Below are 15623 nucleotides of genomic sequence, written 5' to 3' on the forward strand. Positions count from 1 at the left end.
GCTCTCTCCACGCTCGGCTCGGCTGTTGCCGAGCCGAGCGTGGAAAAGGCGAAGTCGGCAACAGCCGACTTCGCGAGCGGGAGAGGGGGCGAAAACGGTTGTGCGGAACTGCGGACGGCGGATGAGTGGGGCGGGCGCAGCGGCTGGGCTCCCCCTCTCCCGCTCCGCGGGAGAGGGCCGGGGTGAGGGCCTTCTCCTGGTCGACGAAGGAGGGCCACCCTCACCCTTCCGGCCTAACCGTCTCGGTCGCTCCCGCTCCCTGCGACGCCAAGGCCGGAAGCCCTCTCCCACTCGGCTCGGCTGTTGCCGAGCCGAGCGCGGAAAGGCGAAGTCGGCAACAGCCGACTTCGCGAGCGGGAGAGGGGGCCGCCGCTGTCATTTCTCAGAGGACGGGCCTACTCCGCCGCGACGCCGAGGCCTTCGCCGGACAGGCCGAGGCGTTCGGCGACGCCGCGGCCATAGGCCGGGTCGCACTTATAGAAGTGGTTGACCTGACGGAGCTGGATCTCGGCCGGCACGCCCTGCATCGCTGCGGCGAGATTGTCCATCAGCCGTGCCTTCTGCCCGTCGTCGAGCAGGCGGAAGAGATTGCCCGGCTGGGTGTAGTCGTCATTGCCGATGCGGTGGTTGTAGCGGTCCGCATCGCCCGAGATCTTCAGCGGCGGCTCACGGAAGGCTTCGTTCTGCTTCGGCCCGCCGAACGAGTTCGGCTCGTAAAAGGCGTTGGGATTCGGGTTGTTGGGGAAGAACCGCATCGCCCCGTCCTTGTGATAGTGGTGGACGGGCACCTTGGGTGCGTTGACCGGCAGCGCCTCGTAATGCGTGCCGAGACGGTAGCGATGCGCATCCGCATAGGAGAAGATGCGCGCCTGCAGCATCTTGTCCGGCGAGAAGCCGATGCCAGGCACGATGTTGGACGGCGAGAAGGCGACCTGCTCGATCTCGGCGAAATAGTTCTCCGGATTGCGGTTGAGCTCGAGGACACCGACGTCGATCGGCGGATAATCGGCGTGCGGCCAGACCTTCGTCAGATCGAACGGGTTGTAGGCCGTCTTCTCGGCGTCGAGTTCCGGCATCACCTGGACCTGCATCTTCCACTTCGGGAAGTCGCCCTTCTCGATCGCGCCGAAGAGGTCTTCCTGGGTCGATTCGCGCGTCCGGCCGACCACTTCGGCGGCCTCGTTATTGGTCCAGTGCTTGTGGCCCTGCACCGTCTTGAAGTGGAACTTGACCCAGAAACGCTCGCCCGCCGCATTGATGAAGGAATAGGTGTGCGAGCCGTAGCCGTTCATATGGCGCACGGTCTGCGGCAGGCCGCGGTCGGAGAACAGGATGGTGATCTGGTGGAGGCTTTCGGGCGAAAGCGACCAGAAATCCCACATCGCCGTCGGCGAGCGCAGATTGGTCTTCGGATGCCGCTTCTGCGTGTGGATGAAGTCGGGGAACTTCAAAGGATCGCGGACGAAGAAGACCGGCGTGTTGTTGCCGACGAGGTCCCAATTGCCCTCTTCGGTATAGAACTTGAGGGCGAAGCCGCGCACATCGCGCTCGGCATCGGCGGCACCGAGCTCGCCGGCGACCGTCGAGAAGCGGGCGATCATCGGGGTCGTCGCCCCCGGCTGGAGCGCCTTGGCGCGGGTGTATTTCGAGATGTCGCCGGTGATCGTCAGCGTGCCATAGGCGCCCCAGCCCTTGGCGTGAACGACGCGCTCGGGGATCCGCTCGCGGTTCTGGTGGGCGAGCTTCTCGATCAGCTGCCAGTCCTGCAGGAGGACGGGACCCCGCTCGCCGGCGGTGAGGGAATTCTGGTTGTCCGCGACCGGCGCACCGGCCGACGTGGTGAGGGTCGGTTCCGACATGGCGTTCTCCTCTCAGAGCCGGCCCGTTCGACCGCCGGCACCGGGCGCCCTGTCATTCGTCGCGCCCGCTTCGATGGTGCCTATCATGCCCGCAGTTTTGATAAATTCCAATCGCATTGCCTGAGACTTGCGATAGGAATATCTTATCGAAATGACCGTCACCCTCCGTCAGCTCCGCTATCTCGAAGCGCTCGCCCGCCATCTCCATTTCGGCCGCGCGGCGGAGGAATGTGCCGTCAGCCAGCCGGCTCTGTCGCAGCAGGTGCAGGACATGGAGGCGCTGCTCGGCGTCAAGCTCGTCGAGCGCGGACCCCGCCGCGTCGCGCTGACGCCGCGCGGCGAGGAGGTGGCGCGGCGGGCGGCGGCGATTCTCGGCTCGGTGCGCGATCTCGTCGACTATGCCCGCCATCATGGCGCGCTGCTCGCCGGGCCGCTGCGGCTCGGCGTCATCCCTTCCGTCGCGCCCTATCTGCTGCCCCGGGCCCTGCCGCTCGTCGAGGCGCGCTTCCCGGCGCTCGAACTGCATCTGCGCGAGACCCTGACCGAGACGCTGGAGGACGAGCTGTCGCAGGGCCTGCTCGACGCGATCCTGATCGCCCTGCCGGTCCATGGGCCCGGCTTCGAGGCGCTGCCGCTCTTTGTCGACCGCTTCCTGCTCGCCGCCCGCGCCGGCTCGGCGGAAACGGAGGAGCCGTTCGCCCGGCCGGAGCGGATTCCGCCCGAGCGGCTGCTCCTGCTCGAGGAGGGCCATTGCCTGCGCGACCAGACGCTCGCCTATTGCCGCATCGCCCGGCCGGAGACGAACGGCTTCGGCGCGGCGAGCCTCTCGACGATCATGCAGATGGTGGCGGGCGGCTATGGCGTGACGTTGCTGCCGGAGCTGTCGCTGGCGGTGGAGGCGCGCGATCCGCGCATCGCGCTCCGCCGCTTCGCCGAGCCCGAGCCGTCACGCGAGATCGCGCTCGTCTGGCGGCGTTCCTCCCCCCGCCGGGCCGATTTCGATGCGCTCGGCGGGTTGCTCAGGGAGGCCGCCGAGCGCCCCGCTCACTTCGCGCCGCCGAGCACCCTGTCGAGCGACAGCGTGCCGCCGCCATAGACGAGGAGGGCGAGCGCCATCGCCGCCCAGGGCAGGTGGAAGTTCGCCCACCCCTCCGGCACGGTGAGCTGGATCACCGCGGTCATGGCGAGGATGCCGAGCGCGGCGAAGCGGGTACCGAGGCCGAGCACGAGCAGGATCGGCAGGGCGATCTCGCCGATCCCGGCGAGCGTCGCGGCGAGGATCGGCGCGGGATAGGGATATGCCCCGCCGAGGATGTGCAGGCGGAATTCCTCGGTGAAGAGATAGCGCGCGCCGGGCGAAAGGCTGAGGAAGCCGTCCCATTTGGTCAGCCCGGAGCGGAAGAACGGCACGGCGAGGGCGACCCGCAGTGCCGCGAGCGGCAGCGCGGCGGGGATGCGTGCGAGCATCCGCTCCGCGCGGCCGATCGGACCGGCGGGCGAGGGCGGGCGGCCGTCGAGCGCGGTGGCGAGGTTATTGATCATCGTTTTCCCCCGGGATGACCGCTCGGGCGAAAGCGCCGAGCGTGGTGAGGCCGGTCAGCGCCCGGCCGAAATCGAAGTCGGGATCGGCGGCAAGGGCGGCTTCCGCCGCGCTGCCGAGCGGCGTCCCGTCGAGGAGCGCCGCGGCGAAGCCGGCATCGGCGGCCGGCAGGAGATGGACGCCGACATCGAGATCCGGCCGGACGACGAGCACGGTCTCGGGCCGCCAGTCGGGCGCCGTGACCGTCTCCTTCTGATGCGTCCGCCAGATCGAGCCGACCGGGTGCGCCGAGCGAATGAGGAAGGCCGCCGGGTGCGGCGTCAGCCGGGCGAGGCCGAGCTCCGGTCCGGCGAGGCCGGCGAGGTCGGCGAGACCGAGCGGTGCGGCATCGGCCGCATGGTAGGCGCGGCTGACCGCCGCCTCGAGCCGGGCGGTGTCGGCGAGATAGGCGAGCCCGGCCGCCGCCGGAAAGCCCGCGACGTGATCGGGGAAATCGTCCCCATAGGCGGCGAGGAGCGGCGACGCCGGCCGCCTGTCGTCGACATAGGCGTCGGCCATCAGCCGGAAGAACGCGTCGCCGACGAGCCGGGCCGTGACGGGAAAGCGGGCGGCGAGTGCCCTGGCGAGGCCCACCCGGACGTTGTTGCGATAGACCGCGAGCCGCAGCGGGTCGGCCGCGCCGTTCCGGCCGGCCAAGCCCGCCGGAACGGCGTCGCCCCGATCGAGCAGCGCTGCGGCGAAGGCGCCTTGCGAGACCGGGTTCATGCCGCCACCCCGACCCGCAACGCCGCGTTCCGCCGCGCCCGCTCGGCATCGAGGGCCGCATCGACCCGCCGCGCCTCGGCGTGCAGCGTCGGGAAGTCGGGGACCGCATTGTCCCATTCGATCAGCGTCGCCACCGGGCCGGTGCGGCCGAGCGCATGGCGGTAGAGCGCGAACACATCCGCCGCGACGGGCGTGCCGTGGGCGTCGATCAGCAGCCGGTCGCCGGCGCCGTCGACCGTCTCGTCATAGCCGGCGAGATGGATCTCGCCGACATGCTCGACGGGGAAGCGGTCGAGATAGAGGAAGGGGTCGAGCCGGTGATTGACCGCCGACACCATCACATTGTTGACGTCGAGCAGCAGGCCACAGCCGGTGCGCGCGGCGATCGCGGCGAGGAAGTCGACCTCGGCGATCGTGCTCTCGGAGAAGACGAGATAGGTCGAGGGGTTCTCGATCAGCATCGGCCGACCGAGCGTCTGCTGTACCGTGTCGACATGGTGGACGACGCGGTCGAGCGTCGCCGGCGTGTAGGGCAGGGGCAGCAGATCGTTCAGGAAGGCGCCGTCATGCGTCGACCAGGCGAGATGTTCGGAGAAGGAAGCCGGCCGGCTGCGCTCGACGAGCGCCCTCAGTCGGGCGAGATGGGCGGCGTCGAGCGGCCCTTCGCCGCCGATCGACAGGCCGACGCCGTGCAGCGAGATCGGGTAGAGCGCGCCGAGTGCCGCGAGCATGCGGTGCGGCGGGCCGCCGGCGCCCATATAGTTCTCGGCGTGGACCTCGAAGAAGCCGATATCCGGCCGGTCTCCGAGAATGGCGGCGGCGTGCTGCGGCTTGAAGCCGAGGCCGGCCCGTGCGGGCAGGGAAGCGGTCTCGATCATCGGATGGCTCCGGAGGAGGAGGAGCGGGAGGCGCACGGCCTCCCGCGGGGAGGCTCACATCGGCTGCAGCATGCCCTTGTGGCCGTCGACATTCATCGTCTCGCAGGTGCCGGCGGGAACGGCCTTCCAGGCGTTCTTCTGGTAGTCGACGGTCGAGGTGCCGGCGCAGGTGGTGCCGGGGCCGGCGGCGCAGTCGTTCTGGCCGGCGAGGGAGATGCCGTAGCACTTCTCCATCCCCACCATCTTTTCGGCGGGCAGCGGGCCGGCCGCGGCGGCGGACGCGGCGAGGGCGGCGCCGAGCGAGCCGGCGAGCGCGAGGGCGAGCGTGGAGCGGGTCATCGTCATGGTTCCTCTGGGAGGGTTGCGCGGCCGGACGATCGGACGCATCGACGAGTTCGCGCCGGCGCATCGCCGCGTTACGCGCCATGCATCGAGCGCAGATCACAGGCGCGTGAACTCCGGCGCCCGCGCGAGGACTTGCAAAGCGCGGCCGCCATGTAACAACCGGGCGCGCGGCGCGAATGAAGGGGGGAGCGGTGAGAGGGGAGGACGAACTCGCCGCGCTCATGCGTGCCGCGATCGCCGGAGACGAGCGTGCCTATGCCGATTTCCTCCAACATGCCGCCGCGCTGGTGCGCGGCTTCGCGCGGCGCCGCATTCCGCATGGCGAGCCCGATCCGGAGGATGTCGTGCAGGAGACCCTTCTCGCCCTCCATCTCAAGCGCCACACCTGGCAGGCGGACCGGCCGATCCTGCCCTGGCTCTATGCGATCGCCCGTTTCAAGCTCATCGACGGCGTGCGCCGGCGCGGCCGGCGGATCACGGTCGACATCGACGATGTCGCCGAGTTCGTCGCGGCTCCGGAGGCCGAGACGGTGAGCGCGCGCGATCTCAACCGCGCGCTCGACGGTCTGCCGGCGGGCCAGCGCGCCGTGGTCAGCGCCATATCGGTGGACGGCCGATCGATCGGCGAGACGGCACGCCGTTTGTCGATGACCGAGACCGCCGTGCGCGTTGCCCTGCATCGCGGGCTCGCGGCGATCGCCCGGCGCTTCGGGAGTGAGCCATGAGGGGAGCCATGAGGACCGACGAACTCATCCGGGCGCTCGGCGCCGACGCCCGCCCGCGCCGGCTCTCCGTCGCCGCGACATGGAGGTTCGCGCTCCCGGCGGCGGCCGTGCTCGCCGCGCTCGTCTTCTTCGCCGCGATCGGACCGCGACCCGACATCGCCGCAGCCATGGAGACGGCGCGCTTCCTGTTCAAATTCGTCGTCACCGCCGCTCTCGCCGGCGCGGCGTTCGGCGCCGCGCGCATGCTCGGTCGGCCCGGAGCGGCGAGCCGCACGGCGCTCGCCGCGCTCCTCGTCGCGCCGGCGCTGCTCGCCGCCGGTGTCTTGCTCGAGCTCTACGTCGTGCCTTCGGCCGAGTGGGGCGCCCGTCTGATCGGCAGCAACAGCCGCACCTGCCTGACCTTCGTGCCGCTGATCGGGATCGGGCCGCTCGCCGTCTTCCTCGCCGCGCTCCGCGCGAACGCGCCGACCCGGCCGCGTCTCGCGGGGGCGGTCGCCGGTCTGCTCGCCGGCGGCCTCGCCGCGACCTTCTATGCGGCGCATTGCACCGACGATTCGCCGCTCTTCGTCGCCACCTGGTACACGCTGGCGATCGCGCTTCTGGCGGCCGTCGGCGCGGCCGCTGGCGGCCGCGTCCTGCGCTGGTGAGGCGCCCGCTCGCGGGCGCCTCGATCGTGGTCGGCGGGAATTCCCCGGTTGTCAGCCGGCCTCGCGCGCCGTCTTCAGCGCCTTCGCCCACCAGACGAGCTGGTCGAGCAGGTCCTTCGCGCCCTGCACGGCAAAGTCGAAATCGTCGAGCGACTTGCCCTCCTGCGCGACGGCGACATAGGTCGGCCAGGGGATGTGGACGGCGGTGCGGATCGGCGCCATCTGCAGCTCCACCGAGATGGTGCGCAGCTGCTCGATCGCCCGCGCGCCGCCGACGCTGCCATAGCCGACGAAGGCGACCGGCTTCTTGTTCCACTCGTTATAGGCGTAGTCGAGCGCGTTCTTGAGCGCGCCGGTCGGGGCGCGATTGTACTCCGCGGCGATGACGATATAGGCGTCGAACTCGGCGACCTTCTTCTGCCAGCGCTGCGCCACCTCGCTCTGCGAAGGCGCCCAGGCGGGCGAGGCCACCTCGTTGAACAGCGGCATCGGATATTCGCGGACGTCGAGCAGTTCCGCCTCGATCTCCGGCCGGTCGTTGGCCTTGGCGAGGATCCAGTTGGCGGGGTGGTCGGCGAAGCGGTTCGGCCGGACGCTGCCGATGACGACCGCGATCTTGAGAGTGGACATGAAGCGCCTCTTCGGTTGTGGGCGGGCCATTGTCTGCGAAAGACGGGCCGCGACAAGGGGGAAAGGTCCGTGGCCGTACGGCGTCGCACGGCTCAGTGATAGCCTTCCCCGGGCCGCACCTTGCCGCGAAACGTCCAGTATACGAACACGTTATAGGCGAAGATCATCGGCAGCAGGAAGACCACGCCGACGAGCAGGAAGATCTGGCTCGCCGGAGCGGCCGCGGTGTCCCAGATGGTGAGGGTCGGCGGGACGAGATAGGGGAAGGTCGAGATCGCGAGGCCGAGAAAGGCGAGCAGGAAGAGCGCGACCACGCCGAGGAAGGGCGCGAGGTCCCGGCCGCGGTCGATGCCGCGCCAGACCAGCAGGCCGAGCCCGGCGGTGAGGATCGGCACCGGCCAGAGGAAATAGAGGTTCGGCAGCGAGAACCAGCGCTCGGCGATGCGGGAAAAGCCGAGCGGCGTCCACAGGCTGACGAGGCCGACGAAGCCGAGCACGACGATGAGCAGGGTCTTGCCCTGCGCGCGTGCCCGGTCGGCGACCGGCCCCTCCGTCTTGGCGATCAGCCAGACCGCGCCGAGCAGCGCATAGCCGGCGACGACGCCGAGCCCGCAGAGGAGCGCGAACGGCGTCGCCCAGTCGAACGGGCCGCCGGCGAACCGGCCGTCCGCGACCGCGATCCCCTGGATCAGCGCGCCGAGGATGACACCCTGCGCGAAGGCGGCGACCGTCGAGCCGCCGCAGAAGGCGACGTCCCACCAGAAATGCGTCGGCTTCGCCACCCAGCGGAATTCGAACGACACGCCGCGGAAGATGAGCGCGAGCAGCATGACGATCACCGGCAGATAGACCGCCGGCATGATCACCGCATAGGCCTTCGGGAAGGCGACCCATAGCCCGCCGCCGCCGAGCACCAGCCAGGTCTCGTTGCCGTCCCAGAAGGGCGCCACCGAATTCATCATCTGGTCGCGCTCCGCCTCCTCCTTCGTGAAGGGGAAGAGGATGCCGAGGCCGAGGTCGAAGCCGTCGGCGACGACGTAGAAGGCGACCGCGGCGGCGATGATCAGCGCCCAGACGACCGGCAGATAGAGCTCCATCATTCCGTCCCTCCGAACACTTCGCGGCCGGCGTTCTCGGCCGCCGAGAGCGGCCGGTTCGGCACGCCTTCCGGCTCCTTCTCGAGCGGCGTCGGCCCGCGATTGATCAGCCGGTTGATGTAGAGCACGCCGATGCCGAAGACGATCGTGTAGACGAGTACGAAGAGGATCAAGGTCGCGAGCACCGAAGTGCCCGGCACAGGCGAGGCGGCGTCCGCGGTGCGCAGGATTCCGGTCGCGATCCAGGGCTGGCGTCCCTGTTCGGTGACGATCCAGCCGGCGAGGATGGCGACGAAGCCGACCGGCCACATCAGCGAGGCGACGCGGAGGAACAGGCGCGAGCGGCCGAGCGCGCCGCGCGCCCATTCGACGACGCCCCAGGCGGCGACCGCGATCATCAGGAGACCGAGGCCGACCATGATCCGGAAACCGATGAACGGACCCCAGACCGGCGGCCGGTCTTCGGGCGCGAAATCCTTGAGGCCGGGGAAGCTGCCGTCCCAGCTGTGCGTCAGGATCAGGCTGCCGAGCCGCGGAATGGCGATCTCGAAATCATTGCGCTCGGCAGATGGGTTCGGCAGCGCGAAGAGGATCAGCGGCACGCCGTGGCCGGCGGCGTCGACCTCCTCCTTCTTCTCCCAGTGCGCCTCGAGGGCGGCGATCTTCGCGGGCTGCACCTCCAGCGTCTTGATGCCGTGGGCGTCGCCGATCATCGCCTGCAGCGGCGCGAGCACGATCGCCATGCCGAGGCCCATCTTGAGCATGGTGCGGGCCTGCATCTCCTCGCGCCCGGCGAGCAGATAGCGCGCGCCGACGGCGATCACCACGAAGGACGTCGTCAGGTAGCAGGCGACCACCATGTGCAGGAAACGATAGGGGAAGGTCGGGTTGAAGACGACCGCCAGCCAGTCGGTCGGGTGGGCGATGCCGTCGCGCATCTCGAAGCCGGTCGGATATTGCATCCAGGAATTGGCCGACAGGATCCAGAACGCGCTGATCAGCGTGCCGATCGCGACGAGGACGGCGCTCGTGACGTGCAGCCAGGGCGGCACGCGGTTCCAGCCGAACAGCATCACGCCGAGGAAGGACGCCTCGAGGAAGAAGGCCGTCAGCACCTCATAGCCGATCAGCGGCCCGATGACGTTGCCGACCACCTCGGAGAAACGGCTCCAATTGGTGCCGAACTGATAGGAGAGCACGATGCCCGAGACGACGCCCATGGCGAAGGAGACGGCGAAGATCTTGGTCCAGAACTTCGCGAGCGTGCGGTAGCGCTCGACGCCGGTGCGTTGCCACATGACGAGCAGCGTCGCGATGAAGGCCGAGAGGCCGATCGTGAAGGCGGGGAAGATGATGTGGAAGGAGACGGTGAAGGCGAATTGCAGGCGGGCGTAGAGGAGAGCGTCGGCGTCCATCGCAAGGCTCCGAGTTCCGGTCCTGGACCTTTTCCTGGATCGTTTTCTGGATCGTTCGACCGTCTTTATAGGGCGGCCATCTTCGAAACCGTCCCCGTGGGACATCCGGCCGCTGCGACCGAACGCCGATCGGCTCGGCGATGATCCCGCCGCGGGGCGCGCGGCGCAATGGTTAGAATTCGAACGATCGGCTTAGCGGCCCCGCAACCGGGCCGGGCCTAGCCTCCGCAGCGGTCGGGACCGGCGCAGCGCCACCCGCGGGAGGGGACGAGATGGACGCGCTCGCCGACGTCATGGCCGACGACTATCGATCGGGCTCCGAAGGCGCCTCCGCCGAACGGCGGGGCGAACTCTTTCGGCATGTGACGGCGCTGCTGGTGCTCGTCGTCGACCGGTGCCTGCAGGAGCATCTCGACGTCTATGATGCGGTGCCCGTGCGGCTCGCCGACATGGTGGCGCCGCCGATGCGCGGCGAGGCGGCGCATCGGCTCGCCGGCCTCGGCCGGGCGCCGGCGGGCATCGTGCGCCGGCTCGCCCTCGACGACATTGAGGTGGCTGCGCCGCTCCTCGGCCACTCCACGGCGCTCGACGAGAACGATCTCGTTGCGATCGCCTGCTCGCGCGGCGAGCCGCACCGGCTCGCTATCGCCGCGCGGTCCGGTCTTTCCGCGCGTGTCGCCGAGACGCTGGTCGTGCATGGCGACGATCCGGTCCGCCGCGCCGTCGCGGGCAATCGCAGCGCCGCCATTTCGGCGCGCGCCTTCCACTGTCTCTACGATCAGGCGCGGCGCGATCCCGTCCTGCGACGCCTGCTTGCCGCACGCGACGACGTGCCCCGCCTCCTCCTGACGCATTGAGCCGCCTATCCGCGTCCGTCGGAGCCTGCTAGGAGGCGGCAGACGGAGGACTAGCCGCCGATGCAGCTCGACATTTCCGACATCGCAGCCGCCTTTCCCGATTTCCGGGTCGCCCTCGTCGTCTTCGAAGGCCTCGCGGTCGGATCGGAACGGCCCGAGGCGCTCGATGCGCTGATCGCGGCACGGGAGGCCGAAACGCGCCACGTCTATGCCGGGACGGATCTCTCCGCCATTCCCGGCGTCGCGGCCTGGCGCACCGCGTACCGCGCCTTCGGCATCAAGAAGACGAGCTATCGTTCGTCCGTCGAGCGGCTCGTCAAGAACGTGCTCGCGGAACGGCCCCTGCCGCGGATCAATCCCTTCGTCGACGCCTATAACGCGGTTTCGCTGCGCTCCGTCATGCCGATCGGCGCCGACGATGCGGATCGGGTCGGCTTGGCGCTCGCCTTCCGTTACGCCCGGCCGGGCGACAGTTTCGTCGATATGGCAGGCGGCGAGGAGGGTGAGGGCGCTACGCCGGCCGAGGACCCGCCGAAGCCGGGCGAGGTGGTCTATGCCGCCGGCTCGACCGTGCTCTGCCGCCGCTGGAACTGGCGCCAGGACGCCCGCTCGCTCGTCGCGCCGGAGACCCGCCGCGCCGTCGTCACCGTGCAGGCGAACGGCGTCGGCGATCTCGACGGGGCGGTCGAGGACCTCGTTTCTCTCGTCGCGCGCTTCTGCGGCGGCACGGCCGCGGTGGCGATCGCCGACCGGGATCGTCCGGTGGCTTCGGTGAGTGCCTGAGGTTCTCCACCGTCCGGCATCGGCGAGGGGCGCGGGATCGCGAAGAACGCTTGCAGATATAAAGATACCTTTATATCTTGTGGCGATGTTCGCACCGCCCACCGGCATCTTCTCCTCCGATGCGCTGCTCGCCGCGCTGCGCGCCGCCGGCGAGCAGACCCGGCTGCGCATGCTCGCGCTTCTGGCCGATGGCGAACTGACGGTGAAGGACCTCACCACCATTCTCGGCCAGTCGCAGCCGCGCATCTCGCGCCATCTGAAGCTGCTCGCCGAGGCGGGGCTCGTCGAACGCCATCCCGAGGGCGCCTGGGTCTACTGGCGCCTGTCGGATACAGCGGCGGCCCGTGAACTCGTCGGCGTGCTGGTGGCGATCGTCGACCCGCACGACGCGGCGATCGCCCGCGACCGCGAATGGCTTCTCGCCGTCCGGCGCGACCATGCCGACGCGGCGGCACGCTATTTCGCCGATCACGCCGCCGAATGGGACACGATCCGCTCGCTCCATGTCGCCGAATCGGATGTCGAGGCGGCGATGCGCGACGCGCTGGGCCGCCGCTCGGTCGACGCCTTTCTCGACATCGGCACCGGCACCGGCCGTGTCCTCGAACTCTTCGCCGATCTTTATGGCCGCGGCGTCGGCATCGACGCATCGACGGCGATGCTCGCCGTGGCGCGGTCGAACCTCGCCGAGGCGGGCATCGGCCACGCGCAGGTCCGGCACGGCGACATCCTCGCCCTGCCGCTGCCACGCGACGGCTTCGACATCGTGGCGATCCATCAGGTGCTGCATTATCTCGACGATCCGGCGCGCGCGCTGCGCGAAGCCGCCCGTGTGCTGCGGCCGGGCGGCCGGCTGCTCGTCGTCGATTTCGCCCCGCACACGCTCGAATTCCTGCGCGACCGCCACGCCCACCGCCGGCTCGGCTTCGCGCACGAGACGATGGCCGGCTGGATCGAGGCGGCGGGGCTTTCGCTCGAGCGGACGATCGATCTCGCCGGCAAGGGCGGGGAGGGGCGGCTGACGGTGACGCTCTGGCTGGCGCGCGATCCGCGCCTCCTGGTGGCGGACACTGCGACGAGGACGCGGGAGACGGCATGAGCGTGACATTGGCGAAGGACGGCGTGCGGCGCAGCCGGCTCGATGGCGGGCCGAAGGGGCTCGCCGTCTCGTTCGAGTTCTTTCCGCCGAAGACCGAGGCGATGGAGGAGACGTTGTGGCGCTCGATCGAGCGGCTGGCGCCGCTTTCGCCCGCCTTCGTCTCGGTGACCTACGGCGCCGGCGGAACGACCCGCGAGCGCACCCATCAGACGGTGGCGCGCATCTTGCGGGAGACGGCGCTCGCGCCGGCCGCACATCTCACCTGTGTCGCCGCCACCCGCGCGGAGATCGATTCGGTTGTCGATTCCTATGCCGAGGTCGGCGTCCGCCACGTCGTGGCGCTGCGCGGCGATCCGGTCACCGGCCTCGGCACCCGGTTCGAGCCGCATCCGGAAGGCTATGACAGCGCGGCAGCGCTCGTCGCGGCGATCAAGCGCCGCCATCCGGCGATGGAGGTCTCGGTCTCCGCCTATCCCGAGCGTCACCCGGAAAGCGCCGACTGGACGATCGAGCTCGACAATCTGAAGCGCAAGGTCGATGCCGGGGCGGACCGGGCGATCACCCAGTTCTTCTTCGACAACGACCTGTTCCTGCGCTTCCTCGACCGCGTCGATGCCGCCGGCATTGCGCTGCCGATCGTGCCGGGCGTCGTGCCGGTGCAGAATTTCAGCCAGACGGCCCGCTTCGCGGAAAAGGCCGGCGCGAGCATGCCGCGCTGGCTCGCCGACCGCTTCGAGGGGCTCGAGGAGGACGCCGCCACCCGCCAGCTCGTCGCGGCGGCGGTCTGCGCCGAACAGGTGCTCGATCTCGTCGACCGTGGCGCCCGCGAGTTCCATTTCTACACGATGAACCGCGCCGATCTCGTCTATGCCGTCTGCCACCTCCTCGGCATGCGGCCGGGCGGGAAGCCGCAAGGGGTCGAGGCGGCGGCGTGAGGCGGATGGCGAGGTCCGGCCGGAACGACTAGATTAGGGCGAGGCAGGTCGGACCGGAGTTTTCGACATGGCGACGTGGCAGGTGCAGGAAGCGAAGACGCGCCTCGGCGAAGTGATCGACCGGGCGATCAGCGAGGGGCCGCAGACGATCACCCGGCACGGCAAGCCGCGCGCCGTGCTGATGTCGGTCGAGGAGTTCGAGGTCCTTCAGAAGAAACGCCCGAGTTTCAAGGACTTCCTTATGAATGGGCCGCGCTTCGATGATCTCGATCTCGAGCGTTCGAAGGATACAGGCCGCGACATCCCCGACTTCGATGAGTGAGATCGGCTTCCTGTTGGACACCAATATCGTGTCCGAGCTTCGGAAGAGTCGTCCCCATCCTGGCGTTGCCGCGTTTGTCGATGGGCTGGATGAAGACGCGATGTATGTCAGCGCGTTGACGATGGGCGAGTTGAGGAAGGGGGCGGTCTCCAAGATGCGCACCGACGCCGCGATGGGCGAGAGCCTTCGTCAATGGATCAACGAGGTCGAGATGCTCTTCCGCGACCGGATCTTGAGTGTCGACGCTTCCGTCGCCGATCAATGGGGGCGGCTGGCCGCCGGGCGCTCTCGTCCGATCATCGATACCCTCATCGCCGCGACGGCGATGGTGCACGGTATGACGCTGGTGACGCGCAACGTCGCCGACGTGAGAGATACGGGTGTGGCGCTGGTCGACCCCTGGTCGGCGGGCTGAGACGATGAGGCAGGCATGACCGATCGGGATCGTGAGACGGCGCTCCGGCGCCTCGCTTCGGAGCGCATCCTCGTGCTCGACGGCGCCATGGGCACGATGATCCAGCGGCACAGGCTCGGCGAGGCGGATTTTCGCGGGTCGCGCTTCGCGGGCTGGAGCCGTGACCTGAAGGGCAATAACGACCTCCTGTCGATCACCCGGCCGGACATCATCGAGGGCATCCACCGCGCCTATCTCGAGGCGGGCGCCGACATCGTCGAGACCAACACCTTCTCCTCCACGACCATCGCCCAGGCCGATTACGGCATGGAGAGCCTCGCCTACGAGCTGAACCTCGAGGGCGCGCGGGTGGCCAAACGCGCCGCCGACGCGGTCGGCGCGGCGACCGGCCGGCCGCGCTTCGTCGCCGGCGCGGTCGGGCCGACCAACCGAACCGCCTCGATCTCGCCGGACGTCAACAATCCCGGCTTCCGCGCCGTGACCTTCGAGGAACTGCGCACGGCCTATGCCGAAGCGGTGCGCGGCCTCGCCGAGGGCGGCGCCGACATCGTGCTGATCGAGACGATCTTCGACACGCTGAACGCCAAGGCGGCGATCGCCGCTGCGGAAGACGTGTTCGAGGAGCGGGGCGAGCGCCTGCCGGTGATGATCTCCGGCACGATCACCGACCTCTCCGGCCGCACGCTGTCCGGCCAGACGCCGACCGCCTTCTGGTATTCGGTCCGCCATGCGCGGCCGTTCTCGATCGGGCTCAACTGTGCGCTCGGCGCAAAGGAGATGCGCGGCCACATCGCCGAGATCGCGCGCGCGGCCGATACCTTCGTGTGCGCCTATCCGAACGCCGGTCTGCCGAACGAGTTCGGCGAATACGACGAGAGCCCGGAGGCGATGGCCCGGCTCGTCGGCGAGTTCGCCCGCTCCGGCCTCGTCAACGTCGTCGGCGGCTGCTGCGGCACGACCCCGGACCACATCGGGGCGATCGCCGAGGCGGTTGCGGGCATCGCCCCGCGCGCCATCCCGACGGTTTCGCCGGCGCTCCGGCTGTCTGGCCTGGAGCCGTTCGAGGCGGCGGCGTGATCTGCTAGAGATTGATCGGGGAGAGGCGGGTTCGATGGCCGCGCGAAGCAAGACGACGATAGCACGAGTGGAGCGGCAGGCCGCTGAGCCGGTCTCGGCATTGCCGCTGATCGAGTTCGGCACGCCGGAGGAGCGCGAAGCGGGCTGGAAGATCGTCACTGAAGCGATGCAGGGCGGATGGCGGTCGATCGGTCCCTATGGATCCCGCGCCGATCTCTATGATCGCGCCTGATG

At 69.4% G+C, this 15623-nt stretch carries 18 protein-coding genes and 1 pseudogene; 11 read left to right on the forward strand and 8 right to left on the reverse strand.

Annotation, left to right across the window (positions count from 1 at the left end):
* Window positions 1-395: 395 nt before the first annotated feature.
* Window positions 396-1859, reverse strand: a complete 1464-nt coding sequence (locus tag GGQ63_RS10060) for a catalase (protein WP_183855239.1) — start codon at window positions 1857-1859, stop codon at window positions 396-398.
* A 151-nt stretch (window positions 1860-2010) separates the two neighbouring features.
* On the opposite strand from GGQ63_RS10060, the gene GGQ63_RS10065 reads away from it, so the two are divergent.
* Window positions 2011-2955, forward strand: coding sequence for a hydrogen peroxide-inducible genes activator (locus GGQ63_RS10065; RefSeq protein ID WP_183855241.1), 945 nt, complete (start codon window positions 2011-2013; stop codon window positions 2953-2955).
* Here GGQ63_RS10065 and GGQ63_RS10070 read toward each other — a convergent pair.
* The 4 genes from GGQ63_RS10070 to GGQ63_RS10085 all read right to left on the reverse strand — a co-directional run bounded on the left by GGQ63_RS10070 (window position 2904) and on the right by GGQ63_RS10085 (window position 5381).
* Complete coding sequence (locus GGQ63_RS10070; RefSeq protein ID WP_246429724.1) at window positions 2904-3326, reverse strand: DoxX family protein; 423 nt, start codon at window positions 3324-3326, stop codon at window positions 2904-2906. The genes GGQ63_RS10065 and GGQ63_RS10070 overlap by 52 nt on opposite strands.
* A gap of 64 nt (window positions 3327-3390) precedes the next feature.
* Window positions 3391-4164: an HvfC/BufC N-terminal domain-containing protein gene (locus GGQ63_RS10075; RefSeq protein ID WP_183855245.1), complete on the reverse strand. Its 774-nt coding sequence runs from the start codon at window positions 4162-4164 to the stop codon at window positions 3391-3393.
* Window positions 4161-5042, reverse strand: a complete 882-nt coding sequence (gene bufB / locus GGQ63_RS10080) for an MNIO family bufferin maturase (protein WP_183855248.1) — start codon at window positions 5040-5042, stop codon at window positions 4161-4163. Before bufB ends, GGQ63_RS10075 begins: the two co-directional genes overlap by 4 nt.
* Before the next feature lie 54 nt (window positions 5043-5096).
* Window positions 5097-5381: a BufA1 family periplasmic bufferin-type metallophore gene (locus tag GGQ63_RS10085; RefSeq protein WP_183855250.1), complete on the reverse strand. Its 285-nt coding sequence runs from the start codon at window positions 5379-5381 to the stop codon at window positions 5097-5099.
* 197 nt (window positions 5382-5578) lie between these two features.
* On the opposite strand from GGQ63_RS10085, the gene GGQ63_RS10090 reads away from it, so the two are divergent.
* Together GGQ63_RS10090 and GGQ63_RS10095 are read left to right on the forward strand one after the other, a co-directional pair.
* Complete coding sequence (locus GGQ63_RS10090) at window positions 5579-6112, forward strand: sigma-70 family RNA polymerase sigma factor (RefSeq protein WP_425502069.1); 534 nt, start codon at window positions 5579-5581, stop codon at window positions 6110-6112.
* Window positions 6113-6120: 8 nt separating this feature from the next.
* A complete protein-coding gene (locus tag GGQ63_RS10095) occupies window positions 6121-6759 on the forward strand; it encodes an NrsF family protein (RefSeq protein WP_183855254.1) in 639 nt (212 codons plus the stop codon).
* A gap of 51 nt (window positions 6760-6810) precedes the next feature.
* Here the strand turns inward: GGQ63_RS10095 and GGQ63_RS10100 are convergent, their stop codons facing one another.
* From GGQ63_RS10100 to GGQ63_RS10110, 3 genes are all read right to left on the reverse strand, one after another.
* A complete protein-coding gene (locus tag GGQ63_RS10100) occupies window positions 6811-7389 on the reverse strand; it encodes an NADPH-dependent FMN reductase (RefSeq protein WP_183855256.1) in 579 nt (192 codons plus the stop codon).
* Window positions 7390-7481: 92 nt separating this feature from the next.
* Entirely contained in the window at window positions 7482-8486 is a 1005-nt protein-coding gene (gene cydB, locus GGQ63_RS10105) for a cytochrome d ubiquinol oxidase subunit II (protein WP_183855455.1), read from the reverse strand.
* Window positions 8486-9901 (reverse strand): cytochrome ubiquinol oxidase subunit I, encoded by a 1416-nt coding sequence (locus GGQ63_RS10110; RefSeq protein WP_183855258.1) that lies wholly within the window; start codon window positions 9899-9901, stop codon window positions 8486-8488. The genes cydB and GGQ63_RS10110 overlap by 1 nt, the downstream gene beginning before the upstream one ends.
* A 272-nt stretch (window positions 9902-10173) precedes the next feature.
* Here GGQ63_RS10110 and GGQ63_RS10115 point away from each other — a divergent pair, with 272 nt between their 5' ends.
* The 8 genes and pseudogenes from GGQ63_RS10115 (at window position 10174) to GGQ63_RS10150 (ending at window position 15621) form a co-directional block, all read left to right on the forward strand.
* Complete coding sequence (locus GGQ63_RS10115) at window positions 10174-10758, forward strand: DUF2336 domain-containing protein (protein ID WP_183855260.1); 585 nt, start codon at window positions 10174-10176, stop codon at window positions 10756-10758.
* A gap of 60 nt (window positions 10759-10818) precedes the next feature.
* Window positions 10819-11541 carry a B3/B4 domain-containing protein gene (locus tag GGQ63_RS10120; protein WP_183855262.1) on the forward strand — a complete coding sequence of 241 codons (723 nt, stop codon included), beginning with the start codon at window positions 10819-10821 and terminating at the stop codon, window positions 11539-11541.
* Between the two features lie 85 nt (window positions 11542-11626).
* Window positions 11627-12640, forward strand: coding sequence for an ArsR/SmtB family transcription factor (locus GGQ63_RS10125; RefSeq protein ID WP_183855264.1), 1014 nt, complete (start codon window positions 11627-11629; stop codon window positions 12638-12640).
* A complete protein-coding gene (metF, locus tag GGQ63_RS10130; protein ID WP_183855266.1) occupies window positions 12637-13575 on the forward strand; it encodes a methylenetetrahydrofolate reductase [NAD(P)H] in 939 nt (312 codons plus the stop codon). The genes GGQ63_RS10125 and metF overlap by 4 nt, the downstream gene beginning before the upstream one ends.
* A 67-nt stretch (window positions 13576-13642) precedes the next feature.
* The gene (locus tag GGQ63_RS10135; RefSeq protein ID WP_183855268.1) at window positions 13643-13897 is read left to right on the forward strand and encodes a type II toxin-antitoxin system Phd/YefM family antitoxin; all 255 of its coding nucleotides are present in this window, start codon (window positions 13643-13645) and stop codon (window positions 13895-13897) included.
* Window positions 13890-14312, forward strand: a complete 423-nt coding sequence (locus tag GGQ63_RS10140) for a type II toxin-antitoxin system VapC family toxin (RefSeq protein ID WP_183855270.1) — start codon at window positions 13890-13892, stop codon at window positions 14310-14312. Before GGQ63_RS10135 ends, GGQ63_RS10140 begins: the two co-directional genes overlap by 8 nt.
* Window positions 14313-14327: 15 nt before the next feature.
* Window positions 14328-15374 (forward strand): annotated as a pseudogene (locus GGQ63_RS10145) (homocysteine S-methyltransferase family protein); the annotation flags it as partial.
* A 49-nt stretch (window positions 15375-15423) separates the two neighbouring features.
* A complete protein-coding gene (locus GGQ63_RS10150; protein WP_183855272.1) occupies window positions 15424-15621 on the forward strand; it encodes a hypothetical protein in 198 nt (65 codons plus the stop codon).
* Window positions 15622-15623 lie beyond the last annotated feature (2 nt).

Origin of the sequence: Prosthecomicrobium pneumaticum, from assembly GCF_014199915.1 — a bacterium.
Classification (GTDB): Bacteria; Pseudomonadota; Alphaproteobacteria; order Rhizobiales; family Kaistiaceae; genus Prosthecomicrobium; species Prosthecomicrobium pneumaticum.